Below are 22,457 nucleotides of genomic sequence, written 5' to 3'. Positions count from 1 at the left end.
CCATACTTTCGCCAGCACTGGCCAGGCTACTACCATGATTCCCCCTAGGCTTATGTCAGGATTGTCTCAAGCTTTTATCAGGGACTGATACAAACCTTTAGAAGAGCCGATTCAAGCTTTTATCAGGGACTTTCTCAAACCGGGAAAGTCCTGAAAAGCATTTGCCGATGGGCAACAGGCTCATCGTCCGGGACAGCCGGTCATCTATCCGCCTGCGTTTATATACAGAAGGAATCGCCCGATATGGTACATATCATATGCCCGTCGGAACGAGACCTGCTGCATGGAAGAAGCTGAGGTATTATGCCTCCTCATCGGCCGCCGGCTTCATATTGGTATAGACATTCTGCACATCGTCGAAGTCCTCCAGCTTCTCAACCATCTTGTCGATGGTCTCCCGCTGTTCAGGTGTCACATCCTTCAGATCATTGGGAATGCGGGTGAACTCGGCAGAAGTGATCTCGAAGCCATTGTCCTCCAAATGCTTCTGAATATCACCAAACCTTGTCGGCTCACCATAAATCGTGATTTCATCCTCTTCGTCATCCTCATCGTACTCATCATCAACCCCATAGTCAATCAGGTCGAGGATCAGTTCTTCCATGTCCAGCCCTTCCTTCTTCTTGAAGGTGAAGACCGCCTTATGGTCGAAGAGGAAAGCGAGCGACCCCTGCGTGCCGAGGTTGCCGTTGAACTTGTTGAAGACCGAACGGACATCCGCTACCGTACGTGTCGTATTGTCCGTCAGAGTATCGACGAACACGGCAATCCCATGAGGCCCATAGCCCTCGTACGGCACTTCCTTGTAGTCGCTCTGGTCCTTGCCCATCGCATTCTTGATGGCACGCTGGATATTGTCCTTCGGCATATTCTCACGCTTGCAAGTAGCGATGATGGCACGAAGGCGAGGGTTGTTCTCAGGTTCCGGACCGCCTGCCTTGACGGCGATGGCGATTTCCTTGCCTAACTTGGTGAATGTACGGGCCATGTGACCCCATCTCTTGAGCTTAGTAGCTTTGCGGTATTCAAATGCTCTACCCATTGGATTTGTCTGTTAACGGAGTTCTGCTCCGAGTTTATTTGTTAAATTCTTGATTAGTTTCTGCATGATGGCATCAATCGCCTTGTCGTTGAGCGTCTTGCTCTCGTCCTGAAGAATGAAATTGACAGCATAGCTCTTCTTGCCCTCCGGCAGATTCTTTCCCTGATAGACATCGAAGAGTTCGACACGCTTCAGCTGCTTCTTATCGGTCTGACGGGCAATCTCCTCAATCTGTGCGAACTCTACTTTGTCGTCAACCAGCAGTGCAAGGTCGCGGCTGACAGCCGGATACTTGGATATTTCCTGGAACTGGAGTCTGTTCTTTCGGATGGCCTTCATCAGCCCAGCCCAGTCCAGTTCGGCATAGTAAACCTTCTGCTCAAGGCCGAAACTCTTCAGGAGCCTGTGGCTGAGAATACCCATTTCCACCAGCACCTTACCGCCCCGTGTCTTCAAGGCAATCGCCTTGTCGAACACATTGTTATCGGATTTCTCACTGACGAGCAGGCCCTGTGCGATGCCGATACGGCGGAGAACATTCTCAACGTATGCCTTCAGTTCATAGAAAGAACTCTCCTCGTCAGGGTGCGCCCACGAACCCTGCACACGCTTTCCGGTCACCCATAACGCCATATGATAGTCCTGCACATAGGCCTTGATGGGACTTTCCTCCGTCCATTTCTCCTTATTGTATTTATAGACATTGCCCACCTCGAAGAAGCGCAGGTTCTGTGCCTTGCGGTTCACATTACGGACAATGCTCTCCAGACCGCCGAAGAGAAGCGTCTGGCGCATTACGCCCAGATCGGCCGACAGCGGATTCATTACCTTTACCGTCTCCTCCCAGGGATAGGCATTGAGTTCTGTCTCCTCATAATAGGAGCTCTTGGAGAGGGAATTGTTCATGATTTCAGAGAAGCCCTCGCCCACCAGCTGTTCGCCGATGATGTTCTCCCGATGGTAGTTCCTGTCGGCTTCTTCCGCAATCGTGAGCGATGACTTCAGCTCTGTCGGAATCTCCACGTTGTTGTATCCGTAGATACGGAGGATATCCTCGACCACATCACACGGACGCTGGACGTCTACGCGATAGGCAGGAACAAGCAGGTCAAGCCCCTCGGCATCTTCCTTCTGCACCCGCATTTCAAGGCTCTCGGCAATGCGTCTGATGGTCTCATGACCCAGTTTCTTGCCGATGAGGCGGTCGCAATATTCATAGTTCAGCCGGACGGGGAAATCCTCCATCTTCGTCGGATACTCGTCACGTACCTCCATGCTGACCTTTCCGCCGGCCAGTTCCCTGCAGAGGATAGCCGCCTGCTCCAGCGCATAGACCACCCCGTTCGGGTCAATACCACGCTCGAACCGGAAGCTGGCATCAGTCGAAAGGCCATGCCGGCGCGCGCTCTTGCGGATCCATGTCGGATGGAAATAAGCACTCTCCAGCACGACATTCTTCGTTGTCTCATAGGTTCCGCTACCCTTCCCGCCGAAAACACCGGCTATGCACATCGGTTCTTCCGCATTGCAGATAGCGAGGTCATGCTCCCCGAGCGTATGTTCTTCTCCGTCCAGGGTGACGAACTTCTTACCTTCGTTCTTGTCTTTGACGATGATACGATGCCCCTTGACCATGTCCGCATCAAAGCAGTGCATCGGCTGGCCATAGGCCATCATGATGTAATTGGTAATATCGACAATGTTGTTGATCGGGCGCAGACCGATGACATTCAGCTTGTCCTTCAGCCACTTCGGGCTTTCCTTCACCTCGCAGCCGGTTATGCTCAGACAGGCATAGCGCCGGCAGGCATCCGTATTCTCGATGGTCACATCGACAGGAAGGTCGTGGTTGTCAACCCTGAAGGCACTGCAGTCCGGACGATGAAGCGATGTCTTGTAACCGTTCTGCGTCAGCCAGGCATAGAGGTCACGGGCCACACCGTAATGGCTCAGCGCATCCGCACGGTTGGCCGTGATGTCTATGTCAATCAGCCAGTCGCTGTCCAGATGATAATACTCGGCGGCAGGCTGTCCGACAGGTGCATCCTCCGGCAGCACGATAATGCCGTCATGGCTCGTACCGACGCCGATTTCGTCCTCGGCACAGATCATACCGAAGCTCTCCACGCCACGCAGCTTGCTCTTCTTGATGGTGAATTCCTTGTCGCCGTCATAGAGCACGCAGCCCAGATCAGCCACAATGACTTTCTGTCCTGCAGCCACATTCGGTGCGCCGCACACAATCTGCTGCGGTCCGCCCTTGCCGAGATCGACGGTTGTCACGTGGAGATGGTCAGAGTTGGGGTGCGCCCCACAGGTCAACACTTTGCCGACGAAGAGTCCTTTCAGTCCTCCACGTATTGTTTCCACCTCGTCCAGTGCATCCACCTCAAGTCCCGTGGAAGTCAGCGCATCCGCTGTCTCCTGCGGGGTCAGGTCAAAATCGACGTATTCCTTAAGCCATTTGTATGAAATCTTCATTCTATCGATATGTTGTTATATTCCGAAATACGTGCAAAAGTACGAAAATTCCCAGACATGGCAAAGGGATAAAAAGAAAAAAACAGGAGGAGCAGGTACGGTCAACGCTCAAAGGGGCGACCGGAAGAATCAGAAGCGGTAGGCCATGCCTAACAGAATTTCGTAGGTATGCAGATAAACCTGGTCATGGCTGTGATACGTCGTCACCCTGCTGTAGGAGGCTCCGGAAACGGAAAGCTCCCATCCATGACGGAGCCGAAGGCGATAGTTCGGCGAAATGACGATCAGCCTCGCATGGCTATGGTCGCCCTGGACATTATAGAAGTGAGGGTCCACCCCGGCCAGGTCACGCTCCTCGTATCCTTTCCACGTCCACAGGTGATAGAACGCCGCATGGAAAGAGAATTTCCCGAAACGGTGGAACTGCATGAGGGTAGACGACTTCATGCCGTATCCTGATCCGATATTGTAATCACGGTCGAGCACGCTGTAATAATCGCTCTTCACGCCTCCCAGCAGGATTCCATTGAGGAAGATGCGCTGTTCCAGACGCTTCAGCGATCCGATTCCGTTGATCCGATAGATCAGTCCGGGACCGAATGCCGCAGTCTCGGAGATTTTGTAGGGAATGTTGTCCGAGCCGTGGGTAATCTTTTCAGAAGCATAATAATCGAAATGCTGGAAAATGCCCGCCTGCATCTTCACATGATTGCCGTTCCGTATCTGCCTGGAACAGAGGCGCCCCATCAGATGTATCCCACTGACAAAAGGCTGGCTGCCGCCCAGCATCAGGCTCAGGTCGGCCGTGAAGAAGTCATAGGGCCGGACAGTCGTCTCGTTGAAGGCGTCGCCATACTCCAGGTGGACGTTCAGGAAGGGGCTGTACTCTCCGCGTGTCATGGCTCCGCCGTCGGCCAGATAGCGTACGCCGAAGGAAAGCGAGAGATCGACAGGCAGACGCATGAAGTCATGGTACAGCGCATGATCCGACCGGACCCGCCATGCCTGTCCTGTCACGATGCGGTTGAATGCCCTTACGGGATTCAGGATACCGGCTCCCAGCTCGCGCAGAAAGCGTGAGAAGCCTCTGTCACGATCATCAAGAAGGAGGCTGCTGGTGCGGTAGAACACCTCGCCGATAGCGGCTCCTCCGATGGAGGTCGAGACGATGTCGTTGAGAGCGGGAGGATCGGTTTCGCCGGCCAGCTCCCACATCAGGCTGCCCCCGAGTGCATAGGGGAAAGAGGCGAGAAACCCCAGGCCGCTGGTGCGTGCCGCATTGAAATAAAGATTGCCGTGGTAAGGGTGAGCAAACTGGTTGGTCGAAAAGTAATCGTTGTCCCACACAAAGCCGTTCTTCATATTGCGCCATACAGTCGCCGCGCTGGTCTTCGCATAGTCGTAATGCAGCATGAAACGGTCGGCCGAATTTACAAGCAGGTTGATGCCTGCCACCTCGGCGACGGCTCTCCAGGGACGCCTCCTCCCTGCCCGGGGGTCATGGCAGGCAAAAAGCTGCTGCCGGACGGATTCTGCGCTGTCTCCGGCAAGGGCGAGCGTCTCCTCTTCCAGCGTTCTCATCCTGTGCGAGAAACCGGGCTGCTCATCGTGTGCAGGTGTCAGACGGAACGTCATTCCTGCCTCCAGGACCGGTTTGTTGCGGAACCTCTCATGATGGGCATACCAGCGGGTATGACCGTATCCGCCCGTGACGAATGCCCCGACGTGCCGGCCGAACTGATAGTCTATGGATAAACGCCCCTGCAGGGAGAACAACCGCTGCGGGCGGTCAGATGATTTCTCTTCAAAAGTCTCGATGTGCGCATAACCGATGTCAGCACTGACCGTCAGGCGCGAGGAAAGCTGGAAATAACGTCCCATACGGTAGAAGACCGAACCGGAGAAACGGCGGTCGAAATCGGCATAATAGAACCCGGTGCCTATGATGCTGTAAGCACTGCGGTTACGGAAACGCCATGCGATGTTCCCGGCCGTGCTGTTTCCTCCGAAGACAAGCAGGTCGGTCGTCGTGGCGGGACCGACGTTGAGCAGTCCGAGACGCACGCCGGAGAGATCATTGCTGAGGTTGATGAAACCGAACTGGAATCCCCTGGGATTGCGGTCGTTGACATTGACAAGCCCTATCTGCACGCCGCAGAGCGTGTCGGCATAGTTGTAGACGCCACCCTGCACGCCCCGCATATCCCCCGAAGTGATGTTGAGGCCGCCAAGCTGGACACCCTTCCTGACACCTCGGGAAAGGTTGTTCAACGGTGAAATCTGCACACCATAGAGGGGCGTAAGGCAGAGATTGCCAAGCCCCGCCAGCTGGACTCCCTTCACCTCACGCGCATCGTTTACGATGATACTCGCCTGAATACCTGTCAGTTCCCCCCGCACATGAGCCGCCACCGGCCCGAGATTCAGCCCGCGGACAGTGTCCGCACTCGACTGGGCAACGGCATGCGACACATTGCAAAGCAAGACTATCCAGATGATCAGCTGATGTTTCCGCATCATAAAAAGAGTTGTTGTCAGTGCAAAGTTAGCAAAATATTCCTGATTATGGGAGGCACCATGACCGATAAAGTAACGGAAAGACGTATATTCTGTCATAAAAAATCATCCTCCGGGAGATCCTTTGAAACACAGCCCGTCCATGCCTCCTGCCCCATCAGGGCCGAACAGGAGCAACGTCACGCATCCGCTTTTCCAGCACAACATAAACACCTAACAGACAACCTGTTATAATCATCATTTCAAACGGTGCCCCCTTGCGGTGCAAACGACCGTCAGTCGGCATGCAAACAAGCACCCCTTGAAGTCCAATCGGGCACAGATTGGAACACAAGTAACGCCATGTTGCAGAACAGGGGAGCGTTCTCCGCCCTCAGACCGTTCGTCATGACGGATAAAAGAGAGGGTGAGAACCGCCCGGATTGTAAACATATTTCGCAATGTGCCCGACTGCCTCGAATGGCAGTAGATGGAGGGGGCGACTTCCCCCACAGCCGCCCTGCAAAGAAATCGCAACAGAATTTTGCGCATTACAGCATTATGTGGTATCTTTGCAGGCAAACGACGACAGAAAAATCAAAACAGGCACGATGACAGACTCGAAGATCATCAACGACCCGGTGTTCGGATTCATCAAGGTACCGCGAGGCCTGCTGCTCGACATCGTCCGCCATCCGCTTCTCCAGCGGCTGGCACGCATCAAGCAGCTGGGACTCACGCAGGAGGTCTATCCCGGCGCACAGCACACGCGCTTCCAGCATTCGTTAGGAGCATTCCATCTCATGAGCGAGGCGCTCATTTCCCTGCGGCAGAAAGGCGTGTTCGTCTTCGACAGCGAGGCGGAGGCGGTGCAGGCGGCCATCCTCATGCACGACATCGGACACGCCCCTTTCTCGCACGTACTGGAGAACACCCTCATCAGCGGCATCACCCACGAGGAGATCTCGCTGATGATGATGGACCGCATCAACCGTGAAATGCACGGTGCGCTGAATCTCGCCATCAGCATCTTCAAGAACGAATACCCCAAGTCGTTCCTCCACCAGCTGATTTCCAGCCAGCTCGACATGGAGCGGCTGGACTACCTGCGCCGTGACAGTTTCTTCACAGGAGTGACAGAGGGAAACATCGGGTCGGCACGCATCATCAAGATGCTCAACGTGGTGGACGATGCCCTGGTGGTGGAGTCGAACGGCATCTACTCCATCGAGAATTTCCTCACCTCCCGCCGGCTGATGTACTGGCAGGTGTACCTGCACAAGACCACCGTGGGCTGCGAGCATATCCTCATCAACGCCCTGCGCCGTGCCAAGCAGCTGGCAAGGACGGGAACGGAGCTGTTCGCTTCACCTGCCCTGCGTTATTTTCTGTACGACGACATCACGGCCCGCTCGTTCCACACCCACGCCGAGGCCTTGGACAACTATATCGCTCTGGACGACAACGATATATGGAGTGCGTTGAAGGTGTGGCAGCAACACGACGACCGGATTCTCGCACGCCTGTCGTCAAACATCGTCAACCGGAGACTCTTCAAGGTGGAGGTACGGGAGGAAGAACCGACCGCCGGAGAGATGACCCGGCTGAAGGAACAGATAGCCGCCCGGTACGGGGTGAGCCTTGCCGACAGCAGTTATCTGGTGGGGGTCGACAGGGTGCAGAAAGACATGTACAATCCTTTCGACGACCACATCAGCATACTTTACAAAGACGGCACTTTACGGGACATCACCGAAGCCTCTGAGATTCTCAACATCGAGCTGCTGTCTAAAAAAATATGTAAATATTACCTCTGTTATCAACGATTCTGATAAAATTTACCTATCTTTGCACAATTGAAAACCCATAAACGGTAATTTAAATGGAATTCTCTGCGAAACAGATCGCGCAATTCATACAAGGCCGTGTGGAAGGTGACGAGAACATCACCGTCAACACTTTCGCCAAGATTGAAGAAGGCAGGAAAGGGGCGATTTCCTTCCTTGCCAATCCCAAATACACACATTATCTATATGATACGGAATCGTCCGTCGTCCTGGTCGACGAGGGCATAGAGCTGGAAAAAGACGTGCAGCCCACGCTGATCCGGGTGAAGAACGCACGCGACTGCGTGGCAAAGCTGCTGCAGCTCTACGAAAGCATGAAACCGAAAAGGCAGGGCATCGACTCCCTCGCTTTCATCTCCCCCAAGGCGACCCTCGGCAAAGATGTCTACATCGGCGCCTTCGCCTACATCGGCGACGGCGTGAAGCTGGGCGACGGCTGCCAGATATACCCCCATGCGACCGTCATGGACGGGGCACAGCTGGGCAGCAACTGCATCGTCTATCCCAACGCCAGCATCTACCACGGCTGCAAGATCGGCGACAACGTCATCCTGCATTCCGGCGCGGTCATCGGAGCCGACGGCTTCGGCTTCGCTCCCAATGCGGAGACCGGCTGCTACGACAAGATCCCACAGATCGGCATCGTGACGATCGAGGACGACGTCGAGATCGGCGCCAACACCTGCGTGGACCGCTCCACCATGGGCAGCACCTACGTGCGCAAGGGCGTGAAACTCGACAATCTCGTACAGATAGCACACAACAACGACATCGGCGAGAATACCGTCATGTCGGCCCAGGTGGGCATCGCCGGCTCTACGAAAGTGGGAAAGTGGTGCATGTTCGGCGGGCAGGTAGGCATTGCCGGACACATCACCATCGGCGACAAAGTATTCCTCGGCGCACAGTCGGGCGTGCCGGGCAGCCTGAAAAGCAACCAGCAGCTCATCGGCACACCGCCGATGGAACAGCGTCCCTACTTCAAGTCGCAGGCCATCTTCCAGCGGCTGCCGGAGATGTACAGACAGCTGAACGCCCTGCAGAAAGAGATTGAAGAACTGAAAAAGAACAGATAACAAAACGTCCGCAGGCGAGAAGAGACAGCGAGGCCGGAAAGCGCTTCGCACCATGCGGAAACCGCAGGCAGGACACCGGAGACCGGTACCGTCCCCGGCTCCCCGCTAAAAGCTCCGGACGCCTTTCCGCCTCCAGACGGAACGGAAACAGCGAAATATCAGATATACATACATGGACACTGTCAAGCAGAAAACACTGAAAGGGAGCTTCTCCCTCTTCGGGAAAGGACTTCACACAGGATTGAGCCTCACGGCGACCTTCAATCCTGCACCGGAGAACACCGGGTACAAGATTCAACGGATTGACCTCGAGGGCCAGCCCACCGTCGATGCCGTCGCCGAGAATGTGGTCGACACCCAGCGCGGAACGGTTCTGGCAAAGGGGGATGTCCGCATCAGCACCGTAGAGCACGGCATGTCAGCCCTCTATGCAATGGGCATCGACAACTGCCTGATTCAGATCAACGGCCCGGAATTTCCGATTCTCGACGGTTCCGCAATGATGTATGTAGAGAAAATCAACGAGGTGGGCATCATCGACCAGAACGCCCCGAAGGACTACTACATCATCCGCAAGAAGATCGAGATCAAGGACGACAACGGCTCCGTCATCACCCTCCTCCCGGATGAGCAGTTTTCGATTACGGCCATGTGCAACTTCGACTCGAAGTTCATCAGCAGCCAGTTCGCCACACTGGACAATATCGAGAACTATGCGACCGAGATCGCACCGGCCCGCACGTTCGTCTTCGTACGCGACATCATGCCGCTGCTGCAGGCCAACCTCATCAAAGGCGGCGATCTGGACAATGCCATCGTCATCTATGAGCAGCAGGTGTCGCAGGAGAAGCTCGACCAGCTTGCCGACCTGCTGAAAGTGCCCCACATGGATGCCAACAACATCGGCTACATACAGCACAAGCCGCTGATGTGGCACAACGAGTGTACACGGCACAAACTGCTTGACATCATCGGCGACATGGCACTCATAGGAAAGCCCATCAAGGGACGCATCATCGCGACACGTCCCGGACACACGGTGAACAACAAGTTCGCCCGCCTGATGCGCAAGGAAATCCGCAAGCATGAGGTACAGGCTCCCATCTACGACCCGAACGACGAACCGCTGATGGACAACATCCGCATCCGCGAACTGCTGCCCCACCGCTATCCGATGCAGCTGGTCGACAAGGTAGTCGCCATGGGATCGACGAGCATCATCGGCATCAAGAACGTGACGAGCAACGAGCCGTTCTTCCAGGGGCACTTCCCGCAGGAGCCGGTCATGCCGGGCGTACTGCAGGTAGAGGCCATGGCACAATGCGGCGGACTTCTCGTCCTCTCACAGGTGGAAGAGCCGGAACGGTGGTCCACCTACTTCCTGAAGATCGACGACGTGAAGTTCCGGCAGAAGGTTGTCCCGGGCGACACACTGCTGTTCCGCGTCGAACTGCTCGGACCTGTCCGCCACGGAATCAGTTCGATGAAAGGATATATGTTCGTCGGCGACCATGTTGTCGCTGAGGCGACATTCACCGCACAGATAGTAAAGAACAAGTAAGGAATTAAAGGAAACAATGAACCAGATAAGCCCATTGGCCTTTGTTCATCCAGAGGCAAAACTTGGTGACAACAACATCATCGGCCCGTTCTGCTATATTGACAGGAACACCGTCATCGGCGACAACAATGTGTTCCAGAACAGCGTGACGATCAACTACGGTGCACGGCTGGGCAGCAACAACGAGATTTTCCCCGGAGCGAGCATATCGACAAAACCGCAGGATCTGAAATTCCGGGGGGAAGAAACGATCTGTGAGGTGGGAGACAACAACTCCATCCGGGAGAATGTCACCATCTCGCGCGGTACGGCATCGAAGGGTACGACCAAGGTGGGCAGCAACAATCTGCTGATGGAGTGCGTACACATTGCGCACGACTGTATCATCGGTTCGGGCGAAATCATCGGCAACTCGACGAAGTTCGCCGGTGAAGTCATCGTGGAGGACAATGCCATCATCTCGGCCAATATCCTCTGTCACCAGTTCTGCCGCATCGGCGGATATGTGATGATACAGGGGGGCAGCCGGTTCTCCATGGACATTCCTCCGTACATCATCGTAGGCAAGGAGCCTGCACGCTACATGGGCATCAACCTCATCGGACTGCGCCGGCGGGGATTCTCCAATGAACTGATCGAACTGATACACAACACCTACCGCATCCTCTACGGGACCGGCACACGTGCGGAGAACATTGCGAAGATCAAGAATGAGCTGCAGGTCACACCGGAAATCCAGCACATCATCGATTTTGCAGAGACTTCACAGCGGGGAATCATCAAGTAAGGGGTTCCCCCTATCACCGCCTACCCCCGCCTATCCCGCTTATCACCGCCTACCCCAACTTATCACCGCCTACGCACCCTCTGATGGATTCCGAGGAGGCTCATCATCTTGAAAGACAAAACACTCATCGTCATCACAGGCCCTACAGGAGTAGGCAAGACCGAAGCGACACTGCGTATCGCCGAACACTTCAATGTACCGGTCATCAATGCCGATTCACGTCAGATATTCTCCGAGATACCGATCGGCACAGCCGCTCCGACCGCCGAACAGCAACGGAGAGTGCGGCACTACTTCGTGGGAAGCCGACATCTGGAGGATTATTACTCGGCAAGCCTGTACGAACAGGAGGTGCTGAAGCTGGTCCGCAGCATGCCCTCCTCTGTTGCACTCCTGTCCGGCGGGTCGATGATGTATATCGACGCAGTCTGCAAAGGCATCGACGACATACCGACCATTCTGCCGGAGACACGCATGGAAATGAAAAGGAGGCTGGAGACGGAAGGACTTGCGAAGATGTGCGGACTGTTGAAAGAACTGGATCCCGAACACTGGGAGACCGTCGACCGGAACAATCCACGCCGTGTCATCCATGCCCTTGAAATCTGCATACAGACAGGAAAGACCTACACCTCCTTTCGTTCTGACACCAGCAAAGAACGCCCATTCAACATCCTCAAGATAGGACTGAGCCGCAACCGGGAAGAACTGTACGACCGCATCAACCGCCGTGTCATACAGATGATCGACGGAGGAATGATCGAGGAAGCGCTGCGCGTCTATCCAAAGCGGGCACTCAATTCGCTCAACACCGTGGGATATAAGGAACTGTTCGAGTACCTCGACGGGCTGACAACGCTCGATGAAGCCATCTTCAAAATACAGAGCAATACACGCCGGTATGCCCGCAAACAGCTTACATGGTATAAAAAGGATGCGGGTCTCCGGTGGTTCGAACCCGACAACGTTGAAGAAATCTTAAAATATATCCACACTGCTTTATCAGATACAAGTAAATAACTACTTTTGCAGGCAGATAGTAGACTTCCTTGCCGCACTGCTTCCTTATAAAGCTGACAAGGAAATTATCAACGCGAAGATTGTCAATCAATGGTAAAGAAATTCTCAAAGTTCATCAGGAGCATTATCCGTGGTGTCATTCACTTCTTCCCGTGGTATGCCAGACTTTATAAAGGGCGTGCCTGGTATACAAAAGGCGCAATAGGCATCGTCTCGTTCTTTGTCGCTATCTTCCTCTACCTGGGAATGGTGGACATCAACTTCCTGTGGCTCTTCGGGAAGTCACCGGGCTTCGTGGAAATAAAGACGCCGCCGACCTACGCAGCATCTGAAATATACAGTGCCGATTCGGTACTTATCGGCAGATTCTACAAGGAGAACCGTACACCGGTAAAGTATGAAGAAGTGACTCCGGCCTTCTGGAAGGCGCTCATCAGTACAGAGGATGAACGCTTCTACAGTCATCACGGCATCGACTTCATGGGCATCGGAGGAGCAATCAAGGATGCAGTGACCCGCGGCGACGGACGTGGTGCGTCGACCATCACGCAGCAGCTGGCCAAGAATATGTTCCGTGTCCGTACGCAGTATTCTGCCGGACTGCTCGGACATGTGCCGGGTCTCCGCATGCTCATCATGAAAAGCAAGGAATGGATCATTGCCGTAAAGCTGGAGATGATCTACTCCAAGAAGGAGATTCTGACGATGTATGCCAACACCGTCGACTTCGGAAACAACTCCTACGGAGTGAAGACCGCAGCCAAGACCTACTTCAACACCACTCCTGCAAAGATGTCGGTCGACCAGGCCGCGACACTCGTGGGCATGCTGAAAGCGACTACCTACTACAATCCGATTACCCATGCCAAGAACTCCATACGCCGCCGCAACACCGTATTATACAATATGGTGACGCATAATGCACTTCCCCGGACCGAGTATGACGAATACTCCCGGCAGCCGCTGAAGCTGGATATACATGTCGAAGAGAACTATGAGGGACAGGCACAGTACTTCCGCGAGTATGTCGCCGACTATCTCAAGAACTGGATGAAGGACAACGGCTACGACCTTTACAGCAGCGGACTGAGAATTTACACCACCATCGACACACGTATGCAGAAGTATGCCGAGCAGGCTGTCTCAAAGCAGATGGAGAAGGTACAGCAGCAATTCGACAACCACTGGCGCGGCATGCAGCCATGGCGAGATGCAAAGGGAGATGAGATACCGGGCTTCATCGAAGGGATCGCGGAACGCCAGCCGTTCTATAAGAAACTGGTGCAGAAATACCCCAGCCAGCCTGACAGCGTGCTTTATTATCTCAACAAGCCCCACAAGGTAAGGCTCTTCGACTATGCGAAAGGACAGATTGAAAAGGAGATGTCTTCCATGGACTCCATCCGTTACATGGTGAAGTTCATGCACTGTGCGATGGTGGCTATGGAGCCACAGTCAGGTGCCGTGCGGGCCTGGGTGGGTGACATCGACTTCAAGACGTGGAAGTATGACAAGGTCGTGGCCGAGCGACAACCGGGTTCTACCTTCAAGCTTTTCGTCTACTCAGAGGCCTTCAACCAGGGACTTACACCTTGTGACAAACGCCGTGATGAGTACATCAGCATGCAGGTACTCGACAAGAAGACAGGACAGATGAAGACCTGGACACCACACAATGCCAACGGACGATTCTCCAACGACTCCCTCACGCTGAAGAGTGCCTTCGGGCGCAGCATCAACTCCGTGGCAGTACGGCTCGGTCAGGAGATGGGCATCAAGAACATTATCCGTACTGCTCAGGACATGGGCATCAAGAGTCCGCTGGACGACGAGCCCTCACTGGCTCTCGGATCCAGTGACGTGAACCTGCTGGAGATGGTCAATGCCTACGGTACCGTGGCCAATGACGGAGAACATCATGTCCCGGTCGTCGTCACACGCATCCTCGACAAAGACGGAAATGAGGTCTATGTCGCACCGAAAGACCATGAGAAAGCCCTTCCTTACCGTACGGCTTTCCTCATGCAGGAGATGCTGAAGGGCGGTGTGAATGAAGCCGGCGGAACCAGTCAGGCTCTGCGCCACTTCATCTTCAACGACACCGACTGGGGAGGCAAGACCGGTACGTCCAACAACCATTCTGACGCCTGGTTCATGGCCGTAAGCCCCAACCTTGTCGTCGGTGCATGGGTCGGTGGCGAGTACCGTTCCATCCACTTCCGTACAGGAGCATTAGGACAGGGGTCGAAGACCGCACTGCCTGTCTGTGGAGAGTTCATCTACAGCCTCATGCGCGACAAGGCTTTCCAGAAGTATCATGCCAAATGGCAGTTGGATCCCGACGAGGACATAGACCCGACCATGTACAATTGCCAGCCGGTGGTTGTCCGCCGTCAGCTGCCCGATTCGCTGCGCGGCGCATCGTCGGCCCGCCACCATCATCAGGGACAAGGGGAAGAAGTCCCCGAAGAGGGGGCTGAAGGAAACGAGGAAGGAGGCTTCGAACTGGAGACCGCCCCGCAACCTGCACCCGAACGGCACGGCAACAACGGCAACGAGACACAACAGATCATCAAAAAGGCAAAGCGGCCACACAGCGAAGACATGGAGATATAACCCCGTCAAAGTACAATGTCGCAGAAGAACCAAGCCATAGATGCAAAGGCGATAGACCTGGATAACCCGGAGTTACAGAAGGCGCTCCAGATCATCCAGTTCACAAACAATTCCCTGTTCCTGACCGGCAAGGCTGGAACAGGGAAGTCTACGTTTCTACGGTATATAGCTGCGACCACAAAGAAAAAACACGTTATCCTCGCACCGACCGGCATTGCCGCCATCAATGCCGGCGGCAGCACACTGCACAGCTTCTTCAAACTCCCGTTCTACCCGCTTGTCCCCACCGACAAACGATACACGAGACGCAACCTCCGCAGCACGCTGAAATACAACAGTGACAAATGCAAGCTGTTGCGCGAAGTGGAACTGATTATCATCGACGAAATCAGCATGGTCAGATCCGACATCATCGACTTCATCGACAAAGTACTCCGTGTTTACAACCGCAACATGCGTGAACCGTTCGGTGGAAAACAGCTTCTGCTGGTGGGCGACATCTACCAGCTGGAACCTGTCCTCAAGGAGGAAGACCGCCAGCTCCTGCAGCCTTATTATGCCAGCAGCTACTTCTTCGATGCAAAAGTCTTCCAGGACTACCCGCTGGTAAGTATCGAACTGAATAAAGTCTACCGGCAGAGCGACCCCTCCTTCATTTCCATCCTCGACCATATCCGTACCAACCAGGTCTCCGAGAAAGAAATCAGATACATCAACACCCGTGTCGGGACACAGATAGAAAAGGCAGAAGAAACCTTCACCATCACCCTGTCTACCCGGCGGGACACGGTAGACTGGATCAACAACCAGGGACTGGAAAGCCTCAAAGGTGACCCCGTGACGTTCCTCGGTGAAGTCAAAGGAGAATTTCCGGAGAGCAGTCTTCCCACGCCCGTCGAGCTCAACCTCAAGGCAGGCGCACACGTCATGTTCATCAAGAACGATGCGGAGAAGCAGTGGGTAAACGGCACGCTGGGACTCGTCATCGGCATTGACGAAGAGGCCGGCCTGCTCTACATACACACAGAAGACGGCGACGACCTGCAGGTACAGCGGGAGATGTGGGAGAACGTACGCTACCATTTCAATGAAACCGAACAGAAGATCGTGGAGGAGCAGATCGGCACCTACGTGCAGTTCCCCATCAAGCTGGCATGGGCCATCACGGTGCATAAGAGTCAGGGGCTGACCTTCCGGAATGTCAACATCGACTTCACGGGCGGTGTCTTCGCCGGCGGACAGGCCTATGTCGCCCTCTCACGCTGTACAAGTCTGGAAGGCATCACCCTCAAAGAGCCGCTCCGCCGCAACGAGGTGTTCGTCAGGAGCGAGGTGGTACAGTTTGCCAGACACTACAACGACCACAACATCATATCGGCAGCGCTCAGGCAGAGCAAGGCGGACAAGGAATACTCCGATGCCGCAAAAGCATTCGACAAGGGGAACTTCGATGCCTTCCTGCACAATTTCTTCCTCGCCATCCACAGCCGGTACGACATAGAACGTCCTGCGGCGAAACGCCTCATACGGCGGAAACTGGATGTCATCAACCGGCTGCGCGACGAGAACGGCCGCTTGAAAGAGCAGATGGAGGAACAGAAAGCATATCTCAAAAAACTATCTGTGGAATATGTCATGATGGGAAAGGAATGCGAACACGAGGGCATGACCGAGGCGGCCATAGCCAACTACGAGAAAGCTGTCACGCTCTGCCCCGACAACCCCACGGCACTGAAACGGCTGAAAAAGCTGAAACCCGCAACTTACCGGAAGCAATAGATACGATTATGGAGAAGAAAAGAAATCTGTCAAAAATCATAACGACCATCATCCTCTGCATCATCCTCGTAACTGCCATGATAGCCTCCTGCCATCACAGCAGAGCCATCGAGGGAACCGACAACGGCGACACCGTGGCTGCCTCCGAATTTGAACCCCAGACGGAGAGCGGAAAGCCCGACATCAGTCTGCAGCGTATCACCGCTGTCCGGTTTCCTAAATACAAACTGTCGAAAGCGACCCCTTTTGTCCCGGATTCGGTCAGTCTGGCGGCCGATGAAGAAACCGTTGCAAGCGGGAACTACACAGCCGTCCTGCTGCTTGACACGATTCCCGGCAAGCATTTTTACGAAGCCGTCGACCTTGCCGCACAGCAGGATACCTGCTGGAACATCGGCAGGAACTCATACACGTACGAACGAAGAGACAAGACCGGGGGTCTCTACAAAGTCGCTTTCGACAGAGATGCACGGCAGATTGTCGTCACCCATCTGAACAGAGAACTGGTCAGACCTGATTCTCCTCAGAAGCACAAGGGGAGACCTGAAAAACACTCCTGACGGACTGTTCTCCAGCCAACAGAGCAGCCGGACGCAAGCCGACAGGCGGCAGAATGAGGCTGGAATGCCGATGCCGACAACATGCATCACCGTCCGACATTCCAATTCCACACCGTGTCCGGGGAACATCATGACCGATAAAAACCTCGCAATCCCACCCCGCAACGGCAAGGACCGCATCGTGCCGGTGTTCTGCCCTTCTCCACATCTTCCGTCCTCCCCTTCACCGCACTTATCCATACGAAACGGCAAAGAGGCTGTATCAAGACATTCCACATGCTTGATACAGCCTCTCTTCATTGCATCATCCGGATGACTGTCTGCCTATTCGAATGTACGTTTTCCTTCTTGTACGGCCGGCCTGACAATGATTTCACGTTGTCTGGCACCGGTCGTGACCTTCATGGCTACGCCGGCAATTTCCTGCGGCGTAAGCGTACTGAATACAGGTGTGGCGACGGCTTCGTCATCCGGCGAAAGCTCCTTTCCGGTCTCGGCATAGACATTGAGCAGTCCCATCCACTCCGACAGTTTGTTTTCACCTTGGGGAGACTCCGGTTCCTCCTCCCGGATGGCAAGAGGCACCATGGCCGCCTTGAAGTCGTCAGCAGTAAAACGCTGCGCCTTGATGTCGTCAAGAAGCTGATGAATCAGCGTGAGCACCCTGTCCACATGCTCCCTTGCCGTAGAGAGGTGGATGCTGAGATGCTCGTTCGCTTCAGGACGGGGAGTATAGTCAGCGCGGACACCTACGGTATAAGTCAGGTGCTCTTTCTCACGCAGAACGTCAAAACAGCGGCGTTCCAGCAGGGCACGCATCACCTCCATGGCGGCCTGCTCGCGGTCGGACAGCTTCAGCTTATTGACAAACGAAATCTCAATCTCCGCCATGTCTCCTTCGGTCTCGGCAACGAACGTATGTCTGATGACAGGTGCGGCGGATGAGAAGTCCATAGGCTTCGCCTCCGTCTTCACAGGCTTACCCCCTCCCTTGAGCGAACCGATGTAACGCAGTACCAAGTCCTTTGCCTTCGCCTCCGGCAGGTCGCCGATCAGGCAGTATGTGAAACGGGAAGCATCTCCCAGATGCTTCTGGAACTGCTCCTGCAGCCCGTCATACCGGACGGACTTGAAGAAAGCCTCATCCTGACGCGGGTTCATCGCACTGACCGGATAAAGCAGTTGCCGGATAGAATCCTGGACGGCATCCATACCGCTCTTCGCACGGTTCTCGTAGACATAAAGGCTGCGCTGGACATACTTGTCAAAGACCGGTTTCGAGAAGTTCTGGCGGGACAGGACCAGATACAGATAACCGAAGAAGTCGTCGGCGTTGCCGGCAGGAGCGTTGCCCCCTACCCCGTCGCTGTAATCCTCCAAGGAGAGCGAGAGATCGATGTTCTTCCCCTGCAGCCACCGCGCCAGCTGGTTGCGGTCATAGTTATACACCCCCGACTGCATCAGCAGCGAACGCATGGCCGTGTAATCGGCAAGTTCCTTTGCCGGCACGATCGACTTCCCGCCTTCCGCAGAACCGACGAAGAAGAACCTGTCCTGCAGCTCCGGCACGTGCTTGTACAGCACCCTTGCCCCGTTAGAGAGCGTCCATTCCTTTGCCTGCAGGCGGTTCAACGGCTTCTCCGCAACGATCCTCCCCGGTGTCAGATTGAAATCGACAAGCTGCCTGACCGGCTTGACGCTGTCGATATGTATCAGACCGCCATACGATCCCTTTGCATTCAAAGCCTCCCTGAAGTCGGCCTCCGTGATATTCATCCCGTCCGGTGTCTTGGAATAGGTGACGAAAGCAAGGTTGTCGTCGTTGAGCAGGGATTTCATCCATGCGTTCATGTCCTCCGCCTCCAGTTCGACCAGTGTCTCTATGTTGCGGCTGATCTGTGTGCGGAAGTCCTGTACGGGAATACCGTAGAGGAAGTTCTGGCGGAAGAGCATCAGGGCATTGTCTGGTGTGCCCAGTCCCTTCTCGCCCAACACGCCTTTCATCCCGTCGTACATCCGTTCTTTCTCCTCATTGAACTCGGCCGCCGTAAATCCTTTGTCACGCAGCGACTCACGTACCGCCAGCAGCTGGTGCAACGCTTCCTGCTCACTGCCCCGGTACGGCACCATGTCCCACGCCATCTGAGAATAGCCTCTTACCAGAGACGAAAGACTCACTTCGGCGGCAATATACCGTTCCTTGCCGGCATTCTTCAACAGGGCAAAACGCTTGGTAGCAAGCAAATTGAAAAACTGCATGAAGAGGAACTGCCGCACACGGTCGTCCTCGGGAGCATCGCCTTTCACCGCATAACGCTGGTAAAGTCCGAATGATGCGCTCTTGTTCTCCGGATCGACAAAACGCATATACAACGGCGTGGCGTTGTCGGGAATCTGCCTTGCCTGCGGACTCACCGGAGGTGTCTGCCTGGCAGGAAGCGTCTTGAAAACAGCCTGGACGCGCTGCTCCACCCGGTCGGGATCGACGTCGCCGATGACGGCGACAAACTGCTTGTCCGGACGGTACCACTTGTCATAGAACTGCCTTACCTGCTTTTGCTGGAACGATTCCAACAGCTTCCGCGAGCCGATGACATTATGCGTCGCATATCCTGAATGATTATAGACGACAGGCGCAATGGCATCTGTCAGCCGGCGGTCCACCCCCGCCCGATGACGCCATTCTTCGAGGATGATGCCCCGTTCCTTCTCTATGTCCTTCGGCAGCATCCTGATGCCATGACACCAGTCACGGAGCACCCAGAGCACATCTTCATTGAGCTTCGCATCCCCCGCCGGCACATTGTGTACGGCATACCGGGTATCGTCGACACCGGTGAACGCCTCAAAGTCGTTGAGGTCGTGGCTGCGGAGGAAGTTCATCACACCACCGGGGAAGTGGTCGGTGGTATTGAACGCCAGGTGCTCCAGCACGTGTGCCAGCCCCAGTTCCCCGTCCGTCTCCAGGATGGCGCCCACATTCTGATAGAGGTAATACTGCGCTTCACCCGAGGCCGAGCCGTCGTTGTATATATAATAGGTGAGCCCGTTCGGCAGCTTCCCCGTCCGCAGACCCCGCATCTGCGCACGGGCCGTACCGGAGGACAAAAGCAGGAAGCCCACGAGCAGTGCCTGCGCCATGCCCGTGAGGCGTTGAATGAGATTCTTGAACATCATCGTCATTTACTTTTCAAGGAGTTCGAGTGTGGAGAGCTTCTGCTTGATGGCTCCCTGCAGCATCGCCTGCGGCATCTCCATATTCTCCAGCCGGAGCGTCTCGGCAAAAGCCTGGTTGTAGAACTCACGTGCCTTGGCGTAGTTTTTCAGTTCACGGTAGGAATCGCCGATCATCACCATGTAGTTCACACGGTCCATGACGGCGTCTTCCTGTGCCAGAGCCTTTTCAGCCCACTGGATGGCCACCTCATGATCCTTGCTCTTCAGACTCTTGCCGGCCGCCATATAGAGATTCTGCGCCGCCTTGCCATAATCCGCCGACCGAAGGTTCCCCTCCATCTTGCCGAAATAGATCTGCATCGCCTTCACATAGCCGTCCACGTCCTTGTTCTTGTACAGATTGTAGAGGGCGTCGAAATAGAGTCTGGATTTCTCGTAGGGAGTGATGCCCTTCAGCCCGACGACCCCGTATGCCTTTGCGTACTGGTTCTTCACCTTCTCCACATACTCTTTATACTTTGCATTCCCGTCCTTTGCTAGGTCTTCCGCAAAGAGATCGTTGGCTTCGACGATGTAATAGGAAGGTGCCTTTCCGACAGCCTTTGTCCAGTCGTCGAGATGGTCGTTGATGAGGTCTATCACATACTGCTTGTGCTCCTTGTCCTCGTCGCCCTCAAGCGTCAGAATGATCTTGTAGTCGTTCTCGTTGATGAGCTTCAACGGTGCTTTGGCCGCAATGTAGTTCTTATAGAGCTTCTGCAGACGGGTCACCCATTTGTCGGCCTCCATTCCCTCCTGCGCCTGCAGGAAAGAAGGAGCCTTCAGGAGGAGCTGCTGCTGTACGTCAAGGTCGCTGTTGTCGGCCTTGTACTTGTTGTACAGTTCTTCAAAGCTGACCCGCTCGCCTGCGACGATCTTCGCCGCTTCCATGAGTTCGTCCTTGTCCATAGCACCCGTATTTACCGACAGGGCCTTGCCGTCAGGTGCAATGAAGGCTACCGTCGGATAAGCTGCCACCTTATAGTTTCTGGCAATCTCGACATTCTCGCCTTTCTCGGCATCCAACTGCAGGCTGATGAAATGTTCGTTGAAATACTTCCCGACTTCCTCCTGCGTAAAGACGGTCTTGGCCATCTTCTTGCACGGCACGCACCACACGGCGTAGAAGTCTACAAAGAGCGGTTTGTTCTCCTGCTTCGCCTTTGCAAGTGCCTCTCCGAATGTACCCTTAAAGAAAGCGATTCCGTTTGCAGCATCGGATGTCGCACCCTGTTGTGCACGTCCCTGTACTGCCAGCAGGAGAAAGGCTGCAAGCAACAGGACACATCTACTTCTTTTCATAATCAATCTGATTAAAATGGTTTATAATCTTTTTGTTTCTGATCGTTCCGGATCCTGTCGGCTGGAGCAGACCGGCCTGCCGCCGGGATTCACATTCCCGGCCGTCGGGAACGATGTTCCCAGCCGCTGGGAGCACTGTTCCCAACCGGTCGGGAACAGCAGTCCCAGCCGCCGGCCTGTCCTCCGACTGTCTTCAGCGTCAGTCCAAAGGCAGTTCGTCGTCGGTCACGACAACCTTGAAGACATTCTCCAGAACGGCCTCATGATCTTCGTTATACACCCTGAACGACAGCTGGTATCTGCCATTCGGCAGCTGTTTCACCGCTTTCAGCGAGACAACGACCAGACCGCCCGTCACCGAGATTTCGCCCTCCCGGCAGAGCTTCAGGAAGAGCTGCTCCTGCTCCGGGCTGCCGGCTTTGACACCGGCCAGTTCGAAATTGACGGGATTGGTGCCGGCAACGCCCTGGATACGTGTCGAAACGAACGGGAGATTGCCGACTGCACGGTCGCTCGTCGGGTCGATGTTGTGGAAAACGTTGATCGAATCGGGGGTAAATGAAGCTCCTGTCGTCCGCAGGTAGCCGACATCCATCCTGCGGCAGGATGCCATGAAACCTATCGTGAGCGCCGTCAGGCAGAGCAGGGCGATCCTTTTCTTCATCTTTTTCATG

Annotated in this window: 14 protein-coding genes; 8 read left to right on the top strand and 6 right to left on the bottom strand. The window is 54.8% G+C overall.

Annotated features, from left to right (window positions below; all coding sequences use genetic code 11):
* Positions 1–301: 301 nt before the first annotated feature.
* The 3 genes from HMPREF9141_RS05110 to HMPREF9141_RS05100 form a co-directional block, all read right to left on the bottom strand.
* Complete coding sequence (locus tag HMPREF9141_RS05110) at positions 302–1,042, bottom strand: YebC/PmpR family DNA-binding transcriptional regulator (protein ID WP_007367469.1); 741 nt, start codon at positions 1,040–1,042, stop codon at positions 302–304.
* A gap of 12 nt (positions 1,043–1,054) precedes the next feature.
* Entirely contained in the window at positions 1,055–3,523 is a 2,469-nt protein-coding gene (gene pheT, locus HMPREF9141_RS05105) for a phenylalanine--tRNA ligase subunit beta (protein ID WP_007367468.1), read from the bottom strand.
* 129 nt (positions 3,524–3,652) lie between these two features.
* A complete protein-coding gene (locus tag HMPREF9141_RS05100) occupies positions 3,653–6,043 on the bottom strand; it encodes a DUF3943 domain-containing protein (RefSeq protein WP_169309943.1) in 2,391 nt (796 codons plus the stop codon).
* A 587-nt stretch (positions 6,044–6,630) separates the two neighbouring features.
* Here HMPREF9141_RS05100 and HMPREF9141_RS05095 point away from each other — a divergent pair.
* The 8 genes from HMPREF9141_RS05095 (at position 6,631) to HMPREF9141_RS05060 (ending at position 17,265) form a co-directional block, all read left to right on the top strand.
* The gene (locus HMPREF9141_RS05095) at positions 6,631–7,851 is read left to right on the top strand and encodes an HD domain-containing protein (protein WP_040554288.1); all 1,221 of its coding nucleotides are present in this window, start codon (positions 6,631–6,633) and stop codon (positions 7,849–7,851) included.
* A 50-nt stretch (positions 7,852–7,901) separates the two neighbouring features.
* Positions 7,902–8,942 (top strand): UDP-3-O-(3-hydroxymyristoyl)glucosamine N-acyltransferase, encoded by a 1,041-nt coding sequence (gene lpxD / locus HMPREF9141_RS05090; protein WP_007367465.1) that lies wholly within the window; start codon positions 7,902–7,904, stop codon positions 8,940–8,942.
* A gap of 172 nt (positions 8,943–9,114) precedes the next feature.
* Complete coding sequence (locus HMPREF9141_RS05085; RefSeq protein ID WP_007367464.1) at positions 9,115–10,503, top strand: bifunctional UDP-3-O-[3-hydroxymyristoyl] N-acetylglucosamine deacetylase/3-hydroxyacyl-ACP dehydratase; 1,389 nt, start codon at positions 9,115–9,117, stop codon at positions 10,501–10,503.
* 16 nt (positions 10,504–10,519) lie between these two features.
* The gene (lpxA, locus tag HMPREF9141_RS05080; RefSeq protein WP_007367463.1) at positions 10,520–11,290 is read left to right on the top strand and encodes an acyl-ACP--UDP-N-acetylglucosamine O-acyltransferase; all 771 of its coding nucleotides are present in this window, start codon (positions 10,520–10,522) and stop codon (positions 11,288–11,290) included.
* A 108-nt stretch (positions 11,291–11,398) separates the two neighbouring features.
* Positions 11,399–12,310, top strand: a complete 912-nt coding sequence (miaA, locus tag HMPREF9141_RS05075) for a tRNA (adenosine(37)-N6)-dimethylallyltransferase MiaA (protein ID WP_007367462.1) — start codon at positions 11,399–11,401, stop codon at positions 12,308–12,310.
* 90 nt (positions 12,311–12,400) lie between these two features.
* Positions 12,401–14,926: a transglycosylase domain-containing protein gene (locus HMPREF9141_RS05070; protein ID WP_007367461.1), complete on the top strand. Its 2,526-nt coding sequence runs from the start codon at positions 12,401–12,403 to the stop codon at positions 14,924–14,926.
* A 15-nt stretch (positions 14,927–14,941) separates the two neighbouring features.
* A complete protein-coding gene (locus tag HMPREF9141_RS05065; RefSeq protein ID WP_007367460.1) occupies positions 14,942–16,705 on the top strand; it encodes an ATP-dependent DNA helicase in 1,764 nt (587 codons plus the stop codon).
* Between the two features lie 8 nt (positions 16,706–16,713).
* Entirely contained in the window at positions 16,714–17,265 is a 552-nt protein-coding gene (locus HMPREF9141_RS05060) for a hypothetical protein (protein WP_007367459.1), read from the top strand.
* 324 nt (positions 17,266–17,589) lie between these two features.
* On the opposite strand, the gene HMPREF9141_RS05055 is transcribed toward HMPREF9141_RS05060, so the two are convergent.
* From HMPREF9141_RS05055 to HMPREF9141_RS05045, 3 genes are all read right to left on the bottom strand, one after another.
* A complete protein-coding gene (locus HMPREF9141_RS05055) occupies positions 17,590–20,442 on the bottom strand; it encodes a M16 family metallopeptidase (protein ID WP_040554502.1) in 2,853 nt (950 codons plus the stop codon).
* A gap of 6 nt (positions 20,443–20,448) precedes the next feature.
* On the bottom strand, positions 20,449–21,783 hold the full coding sequence (locus HMPREF9141_RS05050; RefSeq protein ID WP_007367457.1) for a thioredoxin family protein: 1,335 nt from the start codon (positions 21,781–21,783) through the stop codon (positions 20,449–20,451).
* A gap of 199 nt (positions 21,784–21,982) precedes the next feature.
* A complete protein-coding gene (locus HMPREF9141_RS05045) occupies positions 21,983–22,456 on the bottom strand; it encodes a hypothetical protein (RefSeq protein ID WP_007367455.1) in 474 nt (157 codons plus the stop codon).
* Position 22,457: the final 1 nt, after the last annotated feature.

The organism is Prevotella multiformis DSM 16608, assembly GCF_000191065.1.
Classification (GTDB): domain Bacteria; phylum Bacteroidota; class Bacteroidia; order Bacteroidales; family Bacteroidaceae; genus Prevotella; species Prevotella multiformis.
This window is presented reverse-complemented; position numbering and strand designations above follow the sequence as displayed.